Source organism: Rhizobium terrae, assembly GCF_003425685.1.
Classification (GTDB): domain Bacteria; phylum Pseudomonadota; class Alphaproteobacteria; order Rhizobiales; family Rhizobiaceae; genus Neorhizobium; species Neorhizobium terrae.
In genome coordinates this window covers 1-10,365 of the sequence record NZ_QJKM01000044.1, presented here as the reverse complement: position 1 = coordinate 10,365, position 10,365 = coordinate 1, and the positions used below count along the sequence as shown (strand labels likewise).

Sequence of the window (10,365 nt, the reverse complement as noted above, 5' to 3'; positions counted from 1 at the left end):
ACATCAAACAGACCCAGGATCAGTCCGAGAAATGGCCGCCTTCAAATCGGAACGCCGGCCGGAATGAAATCGGAATGACTGGCCGGCTTCAAATCGGAATCGATGGCCGGCTTCATCGGAATACGCACTCGCGGAGGCGTGGGTCGAAACCACGCGATGAAGCGCACGAGCGCCATGTATTCGTCATCGCCTCCCTCGCGGAGGCGTGGGTCGAAACCCTTGAACCACGACTCTTCGACGCCGACGAACTCGTCGCCTCCCTCGCGGAGGCGTGGGTCGAAACACCCGAAACCAGAAAGAGCAGATCGTCGAGCGGTCGTCGCCTCCCTCGCGGAGGCGTGGGTCGAAACATGTGGGGCGGGGACGGTCGTCCGCACCCTGCCGAGTCGCCTCCCTCGCGCAGGCGTGGGTCGAAACCCAACCAGCGAAAGGAAAGAGCATGCGCATTTTCGTCGCCTCCCTCGCGGAGGCGTGGGTCGAAACACTGTATCAGTCCCCTTCTAAAGCACTCACCGACGGTCGCCTCCCTCGCGGAGGCGTGGGTCGAAACCTTTCGAGGAAAACCCGTCTGCATGGTGCCATGCCGTCGCCTCCCTCGCGGAGGCGTGGGTCGAAACAAGGAAGACGTGTCCATTCGCTGGCCGATTATTGGTCGCCTCCCTCGCGGAGGCGTGGGTCGAAACGATGGGAACAGGCCGATCGGTCGGGTTTTTCAGTGTCGCCTCCCTCGCGGAGGCGTGGGTCGAAACCTCTGTCAGAAATTCCGGATGGCGGGATGGCGTTGTCGCCTCCCTCGCGGAGACGTGGGTCGAAACAGCATGTCGGGCATTGACGCGGCCACGGCTTCAGGTCGCCTCCCTCGCGGAGGCGTGGGTCGAAACCATTGCGTCTGGCGCAACCTGAAATGCAACTACGCGTCGCCTCCCTCGCGGAGGCGTGGGTCGAAACCATGTCGCGATACGTCGGCTGGAATTCCTCGTTGATCGTCGCGCGGCAGGCGGGGGCTAGCAACACCCGATTCCTGCGATTGATCGAGCGCGCGATACCAAAACTGACAGCATGAACAGTTATTGGCGTCGGTCTTGAACCATTTACGAACCTACAGCACGCAGATCGACACCACCGTCATGGGGACCATGGATTGATCACTTTCAACCCAGCGGCTTCGAAAGGGCTTGTGTCACGAGTTGCAACCGCGAGGCCGTTTGCTACTGCTGTGGCTGCAATATAACCATCAGTCTTGCTGATCGCTTTCCCGGATACTCGAGCGCGGGCCATCAGTTCCGAGTAGAACTGTGAAGTCGCCAGATTGAAAGGCAGGATGCGCTCCGAAAAGTGCGGAAGCACTTCACCCTCAAGGCGATCGCGGAGGATAGTTTGCGGTTTCCCCGAGGGCATAGCCGCGATCCCAAACCAAAGTTCAGCAATCGTTATAGCGGAAAGGAACAGCGTCTCGATGGCTTGGGCATCCAGCCAGGCGACTACTGCCTCATCAGGCACCGGTTTCCACGGCTCCGATATCACGTTGGTGTCCAGCAAGATCATTCGAAAGTCATCGGCTCAGCAGGTGTCTCATCGCGATTTCGCTGCAGGGCTTCAACGTCACTGTTAGAAAGTTCGGCGTCACGACCAATGGCCGCTAGCAACGAACCAAGTTTCACGCGTTCAGCTGGGCGAACAGCCGCCTCGATAATGTCACGGATCTCAGCCTCGGTGCTACGGCCATGATGAGCCGCTCGCACCCGCAAGGCACGATGTGTTTCGTCGGAAAGATTACGAATGGTGACCGCCGGCATTGATATCAACCTAACATAAACGACGAATTTGATATCAAAGTACGCAAAATGATGACATTCTTCAAGGAGATTCGATGTGGAACGAGAACCCTCGACTGGTTGATGACCGGCGTCAGTCCGAGGGATGGCCCCACCGCTCGTGATGTGACAAATCGCGCTGAAACATCGATGGTGCAGACGAAAGCAAGCGAGGTTACCGGACCAACTCCCGGGATCGTCATCAACCGATGGCACACCTCGTCATCTCGGACGATGTCGAGCAACTGGCGATGCAGTTTTGAGAATTCCTCGCGCAATTTGCGCCGCGCATCCAGAAGCGGGGTAATGATCTCCTGAAGATCGGGCAATGCTTCCAGGAGGTCGTGGATCCGCTCTTCGAATTTACCCACCCCGATCATCCCGACCTTGAGCCCAAAGTTGCGCAGCAAGCCGCGGATATCGTTCTCGAAAGCCAACGCCTTTTCCTTCAGCAACTTGCGCGCTGTCAGAAGCGCACGGCGCTTCTGGTTCCGCAACGTCTTGACATGCACAGGACGGAACAGATTGACGCGCATCATCTGCGCGATGCCACGCGCATCATTGCGATCTGTCTTGTTCACCTGAGCTTTCAGGAAGGCAGCCACTATCGTTCGCATCATAAGCTTTGTTGACAGCGGTTTTAGCCACGCCACGTCAACCAACAAAGCTATATTCGCCGTTCTTCACGGTCGACGAATTCAGCAGTTTCATCTTGGTTATTAATATATAATCCGGTTTCCTGTATTTACCGGAAAAACACTTTGGATACCAATCAAGACAATACTGAAATATTCCAAGCAATATCCAAAGTTGGAGCCGATTCCTTTTCCGGATTCGCGGACTGCTCTTCGACCCATTGGAAGCGGGGTTGTCCCGCCGGCGCGATATTATCCACGGCTTCTGTCGTGACCGGCAGGATGGCATCGTTGGTGATGGCGAAGCGGCGACAAACCCTTGACGTCTCACCCTACAAGCGGCCCGTCGATTGACGGGCCGCTTGCGCATCCTTCGGTCATTTCCCCGGGGACCCACGATATGTGGCTAAGACGCCGGATGACGGGGGCTGCAGCGCCCTCGGATCGCTCAGGCCCCCTGCCTCCGCATCTCAGCCGGGCAGCAATCGTCCGTCCTCGACGGTGATGATCCTGTCGGCAAGCTCGATGATGCGCGTGTCATGCGTCACGATTACTGTCGACGTGCCGCGCGTCCTGCCAAGCGCCTTCAGCATCCGCACCACATGGAGCCCCGCATCCTTGTCCAGCGCGGCGGTCGGTTCGTCGGCAAAAACGATCTCCGGGTTCGATACCAGCGCTCGGGCGATGGCCACGCGCTGCTTCTGCCCGCCGGAGAGCTTTTCCGGAAGATAGTCGATACGCGCGCCCAGACCGAGCACCTCCAGAATATGGATCACCGCCGCGTTTTGCCTGGCCGCGTCGCCGCCCGGGCCATGCACCTGCAGCCCCATCAGCGTATTCTGCCGCGCAGTCAGGCTTTCATGCAGGTTATGGGCCTGAAAGATGAAACCGAGCCGGCGGCGCAATGCTTCCTGGCTGCGTTGGCTCGCCCCGCGTAATTCCTGACCCAACAGACGGATCGAACCTTCCTGCACCTTGCGCAGGCTTCCCATGAGGGTGAGCAAGGTCGTCTTGCCCGAGCCTGAAGGGCCGCGCAGGATGGTCAAGCTGCCGCGTTCGATCGACAGCGACGCGTCGAAGATCGCCTGGATCCTGGTTTCACCTGCGCCGAACCAGTGATTGACGCTTTCCAGACGAATGGATGGTTCGCCACGGCTCATCATTAGAACAACTCCGCCGGTTCGGCCCGCCTGAGGCGAAGGGTTGCAAGCGAGCCCGACAATGCGCAGGCAACGAACGTGCCCGCGAGAACCGTGAGGGCACGGCCGGGCGTCATGCCAAGCGGCAGATCGGTTGCCATCGCCATCACCTGATAAACCCCGCTCCCGAGCAGAACTCCGGGCATGAAACCGAGGAAGGCGATGATCAGCGCTTCCTCGAAAACGATCCCGAGCAGAAAACGATGCGGATAGCCCATGGCCTTGAACGTGGCATATTCCTTCATATGCGCGGCGACATCTGTTGCGAGGACCTGGTAGACGATGACCAGACCGACAAAAATACCGATGAAAACGCCGATGCCGAATATAATGCCCATCGGTGCTTCGGTATTCATATAGTTGACGTCGTCGGCGATCATCTGCGCGGCTGTGCGGACCTGGACATGTTCCGATTTCAGCCGCTCGTTCAGGCGTCGGACGGCGAGTGCCGGGTCCGCCCCCGGTTTCAACTGAACGAGAACGTGGCTTAGCGTGCCGGACGTCCGCTCCGGTATAAGCCGCTGAAATGTCTGGTCCGACATGAAGAGCGCACCATCGTAACCGAAGCCGCTGCCGAGCTTGAAACTACCCACGGCCGAAACGGCATGACCGTTGATCTCGAACTCCAGGGGCGTCTCGGGCGATAGCTGCTTGATTGCCATGTCACTCCCATCCTTCCCCACATCCTTGAACTCGCTGTCGAGCAGCACGCGGTTGGGCAGCGCCAGCATGGCCAATTGCTGATCGGTGATCGTGTCGCCCGCGAAAGCGCCGGCCTCAGGCGCCATGCCATAGACGATCAGGACTTTGGACATGCCACCCGGCCTTTTCCATTCCATACTGCCGAGATGAAGGGCGGTCGCATCGGCCACGCCCGGATCGGCAAGCGCCATGTAGATGATCCTTCGCGACAGCAGCGCACCGCCAAAGAGCTGAGGGCTTGGCGCGGAGATCATGATATCTGTTCGGAAAGGCGTATAGGTCAGGTAGATGACACTGTTCATGGATGCCACCACGCCCAACTGGACAAAAACGAGGAGATTGGCGAAGGCTATTCCCGCCACCGCCGCGACCAGCCGCATGCGGTTGTGCATCAGCTGCAGCCAGCCGATGGGCGTGCGCCGAAGCAGGAGATGCAGCAGAAGCGTCATTCGGTTTTGGTTCCTATTCTGCCTATGACCTCCAGATTGGTGTAAGAGCCGGCGCGGGCTGAGGAGTCGGCATCGAGAGTGACTGTCACCCGCACCACGCGCGCATCCGCATTGGCGGCCGGCTCGGTGGACATCACCGACTGACGCCCGACGATCTGTCCTATCCGCGTGACCTTGCCCGTCAGGGGAGCCGGCAGCGCCTGTGCCGTCATGCTGGTGATCTGGCCGAGCGCGACCTGTTTGATATCGGCCTGATACACCTCCAGTTCCGCCGTCATCTGCGCGATATCGCCGATCGTCACCACGCCGGCAGCCGATGGCTTGCCGCCGACGCGGGTGTGAATTTCGAGCACGATTCCCGCTCGTGGCGCGACGACCCGGGCCGCGGCGAGGTCCTCGTCGGCGCGAGCGAGGTTGGCGCGCGCCAGATCAAGGTTACGCGCCGCCAAGAGAATGTCGGACTGATTGCCCGTCTCCGCCCCGCCATACCGCTCGACAAGCGCCGCTGTCCGGCCCAGCTCGGCCCGCGCCTTGACCGCGTTCGCCCGCGCCTGGTCGAACAGCACCTGCGTGGTGGAATTGCCGGCCGCGAGCTTGCCTTGTCGCTCGAGTTCCTGGTTCGCGAGCGTCAATGTCGCTTCAGCTGCCGCATGGTTGGCTCGGGCCTCCGCAAGGCTCGCCAGCGTCGATGCGCGAACCTGTTCCAGCGCGGCCTGCTGGGCGGCGAGATTGGACCCCGCCGAGGCTCTTGCGGCGAGAAGGGCCGGCATGTTGTCCAGTTCCGCGATGGTTTGACCTGCTTCCACCCGTTCGCCCTCGGACACCATCAGGCGTGCGATGCGAGCGTCACCTGCGCCATTGGGAAGTGTCACGGCCAGGGTGCCGCCATTCGGTACAAGGCGGCCGAGCGCCACGACGTCGGAAGCAGCCGCACCTGGCATCGGTTGGCTTTCTTCCTGCTGCGGAACGGTCACGGCCGAGGATTGAACCGGATCGAGCCCCGCAAGCTCAAGGACCATGCGCATCACCAGCGGCTGCAGATAGATGCCGGCAATCATGCCGACCCCAAGCAACGAACCGGCCAGCAACAACCCTCGCCACCACGATCCATGTTCTCGTCCATGGCTGGAGAACACCGGAGCATGCCCCTTGCCCGGATCTTCGAGCGGCAATGCGACGCTGTTCTTGACTACTTCGATCATAAGTACAGCTTTCCCTTCTAACGGCCCTGCGCCGCAGGCTGTTTGTCGGTCCAGGAGGGCGGCAGCCCGACCTGCGAAGCCGCAAAATCCACCAGACCGGGCGACCGGCCAAACCTCTCGCAGGCCGGGTATTTCGGCTTTCCGCCGAGGCCGGACTTGATCTTCTGGGCGGAGGGGATTTTCGGGAACCCCTTGAAGGGCGTCTTGCCGGTGACGAGCATTTTGGAAAAATCGCTGCCGAAACCCGCCGCAAGCGAATAGGCGTCCCCGATCTGTGAAACGCGAGCATTGGTGGTCACGAAGTTGGCGCCCTTGGCCCACACCATCGCGCCCACCTGCTTGCCGTCTCTCGTGGTGGCCTCAGCCTCGACGGAAAGGCCTCCGAGCCCCATCGGCAGTCTCGGGACGGGCACGGGAACAACGAAGTTGGCGCCGAGCGACGTCGCAGTCGATAGGCCGGCGACCGTCGCGTTGGTCGGCACGATGCGGGTGATCGTCGCGTGAACGACGAGATCGGCATTCTCCCTCCTGTCCACGACCTCGAAACGGTCGCTGACGCCAACGCAAAGCGCGCGGCTGATCACATTCGCTACCAAGGTTGCCTCGGACGACTTTCTGATGGACTGGGCGGCGGCGAATGAAACCGCCGTCGGCTCGATATAGACCGTCGTGTTCGAACCGAGATCGCTGGAAGCAACCCTGTATTTCGCCTTGGTCAACCGCCCGTTGTTTGATGTCAGCCCCTCATAGGAGGTCAGCGAATTCCCCTGTTCGAGCGGCACGGAAGCGCATCCTGCAACGATTGGCGAAAGCGACAAGGGCAAGAGAAGGGACACGATCGGTCGACGACATGGTCGGATGCCTGCCAGGCCAATGCGGGAATGTGACATCTCTTTCTCCTGTCGAATGATAAAGAAGGGGCGGTGCAGCTATCGCCATTGCGCTGTCTGCGTGGCTGTGAGCGTGTCGGTGAAGGAGGGCCTCTCCTTCCACAGACTGTCGCTTGCCATTTTTGCATACCCGAGGTTGTATATGGCGCGCATGTAATTGGTGTTGAAAGGATCGGCCATGTCGTAGGAAACATGCGCGTCGATCGAGGCCATCCGGAACCGAATGCCGGTCTTCTTGGCATAGGCGTGGGTGGCCAGCAGCGCGGCGCGCGTCTGCGCCTTGATGAGGGACGAGCTTGCCCTGGCCATGACGATGAACGTGTTGTTCGTGGTCATGGAAAACTCCGGCATCAGGGCGTTGTTGACGAGAATGTACATGTTGAATTTCGGCCCTTTGGGCCATTCGCCTTTTTCGCCATTGGCGATCCAGCCTTCCGGGATCGTCAGGATCTGGGAAGCAGAACCGCCATCGGAATGCATTTCCTCAAACACTTGTCCGCCGGACCTCGCCTTGATGAGCACGGCTGGATAAAGGCCGGGAATGCTGGCCGATGCGATGATGACGTCCTGGAACAGCTTCAGCGCATCGGGCCGGTTGCTGTCGGCGATGGCGCCCATGTTCCAGATCACTGCTCTTTGGGAATCGAGATTCGAGGTCAGAACAAGCAGGCGGCGTCCCTTGCGATGCTCTGCGGCAATTTTCGCCACTATGTCGCGCGTCAGGTACTGTTCAACCATTCTGCGAAGCGGCTCTTGCTTGAGGAGACTTGCTCCCAACAGGCCCCTCGGCAGAAAATCCATATCGACCAGATCCCGGGCGACACCGCTTGTATAAAGGTCGACGAGCGGCTGATCGTAGGACTGTCCAAGGAAAGCGTAGGGCGCGATGAGCGCGCCGGTGCTGACGCCGCTGACCATATCGAACTCGGGCCGCTGTCTCTTGTCGGACCAAGCCTTCAGCGCCCCGACGCTGAAGGCGCCTCCGGCACCGCCGCCGGACAATACGAGATAATTGATTTCCTTGTGCCTGGGGATGGGGAGCCAAGCACGTGCCTGGGGCAGATTCCCGCTTGCATCGGCATAAATACGGATGTCGCCGAACCCCTCGACATCGGCCGTCGATGCGGCTTTTGGTCCGTAAGGAATGCGATCCGGGGCCAGGCAGCCGGCAAGAATCGCCATCATAAAAACAGCGAGTAGCCAACGCATGCCTATTGCCACGTTTTATGGTTTGGACAAAACATCAAACCACCTGCAAGCTGTGCAGCAGGCTTCCGCGAATATTGCTACGACGCCAAAGCCTGTTCGCCTCATGTCGCGACTGCGTTCCCATGCCTTTATAGTTCACGCTCAGATTCCCTTAGGTTTAAATCCGGCGGAACTAATTCCGATTTTGGCGTTAGCTTGGGTTTTCTGTTGTTAAGAGTTATTGCACGGCAAGCAGTGGCCTTCGCAGAAAAGGTGAATGAGGCGAGGTCCCTCGCGAATGGCGCATTTCAATATCGCCAAAACAAAATCGAAAATGGTCACGGAGCGCTTCGAGCGTCTGCTGCAAGCTGCATTCCTTTGGCAATTTCATCGCCCATCCTTGAAGCTTCAGGTCCGGTCGTCCTGCACGACCACGACGGGAGCTTGCCAGCATAGTCTTTGCCGCCGGCGACGGTCCAAATCTCTCCCCGTTTCATTTATCGTCCCAATCGGAGACCGCGTTGATGAATGCCTGATCCTCATGGGCATGGATACTGGCAGCGACGATCAAGGACTGCCGGTACGCCTCCGACTTAAACGACGACGCCCGCACATCCGGCACCCAAATCTGGATCGGGCGCGGTCCCTGTTCGCGCAGTCGCGCGCGATGTTCGCGGACCTTCTCGCGCGAAGGCTTTGGGCTTGATGCTCCGACCATAGCACTCCTCCAATAAAAGTTACATGTAACTCACGAGATGGATGGCGGGTCCATCGGAGTGTCACGCCTCTTTGCATTAGGGTAAGCTGCACCGGTGAGCGATCCGTCGCTGGACCCAAACTATCGCCTTGGACTCGGTCGATGGTCGCTTTAGCCCAGTTTCGGAGACGCCAATCCTAAGAAGACCATTACGGCTTGATTAATCGGACCATCTCCACGCCGTCGAGCCGCCCAACCCAATCGTGATATTTGACTTCGGGTCCGTCGTGATCTTGTCCACCACCAACCATATGAGAGAGCACGACCCATTCCGCTCGTTTTCTGGGGACGCTTCGGTTCGCCACGGGCACTACAAAAGCTATGGCGATTTGCGACCATCCCAGCTTCCTTTCCACCCCTTACGCCACCTGCACCACATGTCCCGCGCTCACCTCGCGATACTCACGCTTCGGCGGCACGTAACCGACCGGACGGATCGGGCTCTTGATCTCGTCGGTCGACATGTTGCGCTTGATCCGCCGGCGCGACGGGTCCGGGACCGGCACGGCCGACATCAGCTTCCTCGTATAGGGATGCTGCGGGTTTTCGAACACCGCTGCGCGCGGGCCGATCTCGACGATTTCGCCGAGATACATCACCGCCACCCGGTGGCTCACCCGCTCGACCACCGCCATGTCGTGGGAAATGAACAGGAAGGCGAGGTTCAAACTCTGCTGCAGGTCGAGCAAGAGGTTGCAGACCTGCGCCTTGATCGACACGTCGAGCGCCGACACCGCCTCGTCGGCGACGATCACCGTGGGATCGAGCATCAGCGCCCGGGCGATCGCGATGCGCTGCCGTTGACCGCCTGAGAACTCGTGCGGGAAACGCTTCATCATGTCGGCGGACAGGCCCACCTTCTCCATCAGCCCGGCCGCCTTGTCGCGCGCCTGCTGCTTCGTGCCGAGACCGTGCTCGATATAGGGCTCCATCACCGCCGACCCGACGCTCATGCGCGGGTTCAAGGAGGCGAACGGGTCTTGGAACACCATCTGGATCGACCGGCGCATCTTTCTCAAGCTCGGCTGGTCGAGCTTCATCACCTCGTAGCCGTCGAGCGTGACGTCGCCGCTGGTCGGGGTGATCAGCCTTGTGACCGAACGGCCGGTGGTCGACTTGCCGCAGCCGCTCTCGCCGACCAGCGACAGCGTCTCGCCTTCGAACAGGTTGAACGACACCTTCTCCACCGCATGCACCGCACCGCTCTTGCGGCCGAAGAGACCCGAATGGATGTCGAACCGGGTGGTCAGGTCCTTGACGTCCAATATCGGCGTCTTGCCCTTGGCGACCGTATCGGTGACGTCGGCAAGCGGCGTCTGCTCGCCGGTCTTGATATCGACGATCGGGAAGCGCAAGGGGAGCCGGCGCTCGCCCATCGAACCGAGCCGCGGCACGGCGGAAAGCAGCGCCCGCGTATAGGGGTGCTGGCCGCGGTGGAAGATGTCGCCGGTCTCGCCCGTCTCGACCGCGTCGCCGCGATACATGACGATGGTGCGGTCGGCGACTTCAGCGACGACGCCCATGTCGTG

At 60.1% G+C, this 10,365-nt stretch carries 9 protein-coding genes, 2 pseudogenes and 1 CRISPR repeat array; all 11 genes and pseudogenes read right to left on the bottom strand.

Going from position 1 to position 10,365, the window contains the following annotated elements; all coding sequences use genetic code 11:
- Nucleotides 1–118: 118 nt before the first annotated feature.
- A CRISPR array of direct repeats spans nt 119–948; the repeat unit is 32 nt; unit sequence GTCGCCTCCCTCGCGGAGGCGTGGGTCGAAAC.
- 177 nt (nt 949–1,125) lie between these two features.
- Nucleotides 1,126–1,545 (bottom strand): type II toxin-antitoxin system VapC family toxin, encoded by a 420-nt coding sequence (locus DMO26_RS32895; RefSeq protein ID WP_117196476.1) that lies wholly within the window; start codon nt 1,543–1,545, stop codon nt 1,126–1,128.
- Entirely contained in the window at nt 1,542–1,796 is a 255-nt protein-coding gene (locus DMO26_RS32890) for a FitA-like ribbon-helix-helix domain-containing protein (protein WP_117196475.1), read from the bottom strand. Before DMO26_RS32890 ends, DMO26_RS32895 begins: the two co-directional genes overlap by 4 nt.
- A 32-nt stretch (nt 1,797–1,828) precedes the next feature.
- Nucleotides 1,829–2,413: pseudogene (locus DMO26_RS32885) on the bottom strand (transposase); the annotation flags it as partial.
- Between the two features lie 506 nt (nt 2,414–2,919).
- Entirely contained in the window at nt 2,920–3,612 is a 693-nt protein-coding gene (locus DMO26_RS32880) for an ATP-binding cassette domain-containing protein (protein ID WP_226951514.1), read from the bottom strand.
- A complete protein-coding gene (gene devC / locus DMO26_RS32875; RefSeq protein WP_117196474.1) occupies nt 3,612–4,799 on the bottom strand; it encodes an ABC transporter permease DevC in 1,188 nt (395 codons plus the stop codon). The genes DMO26_RS32880 and devC overlap by 1 nt, the downstream gene beginning before the upstream one ends.
- Nucleotides 4,796–6,001, bottom strand: coding sequence for an HlyD family efflux transporter periplasmic adaptor subunit (locus DMO26_RS32870; protein WP_117196473.1), 1,206 nt, complete (start codon nt 5,999–6,001; stop codon nt 4,796–4,798). The genes devC and DMO26_RS32870 overlap by 4 nt, the downstream gene beginning before the upstream one ends.
- A 17-nt stretch (nt 6,002–6,018) precedes the next feature.
- Nucleotides 6,019–6,783 carry a DUF3313 domain-containing protein gene (locus tag DMO26_RS32865; protein WP_226951513.1) on the bottom strand — a complete coding sequence of 255 codons (765 nt, stop codon included), beginning with the start codon at nt 6,781–6,783 and terminating at the stop codon, nt 6,019–6,021.
- Between the two features lie 147 nt (nt 6,784–6,930).
- On the bottom strand, nt 6,931–8,076 hold the full coding sequence (locus DMO26_RS32860) for a patatin-like phospholipase family protein (RefSeq protein ID WP_226951512.1): 1,146 nt from the start codon (nt 8,074–8,076) through the stop codon (nt 6,931–6,933).
- A gap of 417 nt (nt 8,077–8,493) precedes the next feature.
- Nucleotides 8,494–8,576, bottom strand: a pseudogene (locus DMO26_RS32855) (type II toxin-antitoxin system PemK/MazF family toxin); the annotation flags it as partial.
- Nucleotides 8,573–8,797, bottom strand: coding sequence for an antitoxin MazE family protein (locus DMO26_RS32850; RefSeq protein ID WP_117196470.1), 225 nt, complete (start codon nt 8,795–8,797; stop codon nt 8,573–8,575). The gene DMO26_RS32850 and the pseudogene DMO26_RS32855, both read right to left, overlap by 4 nt.
- A 398-nt stretch (nt 8,798–9,195) precedes the next feature.
- The coding region (locus DMO26_RS32845) for a dipeptide ABC transporter ATP-binding protein (protein WP_117196469.1) at nt 9,196–10,365 on the bottom strand (1,170 nt) is incomplete at its 5' end.

What these genes read in the sequence shown, in the direction of transcription:
- DMO26_RS32860 (WP_226951512.1), bottom strand. Translation starts at nt 8,076, where the DNA reads ATGATGGCGATTCTTGCCGGCTGCCTGGCCCCGGATCGCATTCCTTAC.
- DMO26_RS32880 (WP_226951514.1), bottom strand. Translation starts at nt 3,612, where the DNA reads ATGATGAGCCGTGGCGAACCATCCATTCGTCTGGAAAGCGTCAATCAC.
- DMO26_RS32850 (WP_117196470.1), bottom strand. Translation starts at nt 8,797, where the DNA reads ATGGTCGGAGCATCAAGCCCAAAGCCTTCGCGCGAGAAGGTCCGCGAA.
- devC (WP_117196474.1), bottom strand. Translation starts at nt 4,799, where the DNA reads ATGACGCTTCTGCTGCATCTCCTGCTTCGGCGCACGCCCATCGGCTGG.
- DMO26_RS32890 (WP_117196475.1), bottom strand. Translation starts at nt 1,796, where the DNA reads ATGCCGGCGGTCACCATTCGTAATCTTTCCGACGAAACACATCGTGCC.
- DMO26_RS32870 (WP_117196473.1), bottom strand. Translation starts at nt 6,001, where the DNA reads ATGATCGAAGTAGTCAAGAACAGCGTCGCATTGCCGCTCGAAGATCCG.
- DMO26_RS32895 (WP_117196476.1), bottom strand. Translation starts at nt 1,545, where the DNA reads ATGATCTTGCTGGACACCAACGTGATATCGGAGCCGTGGAAACCGGTG.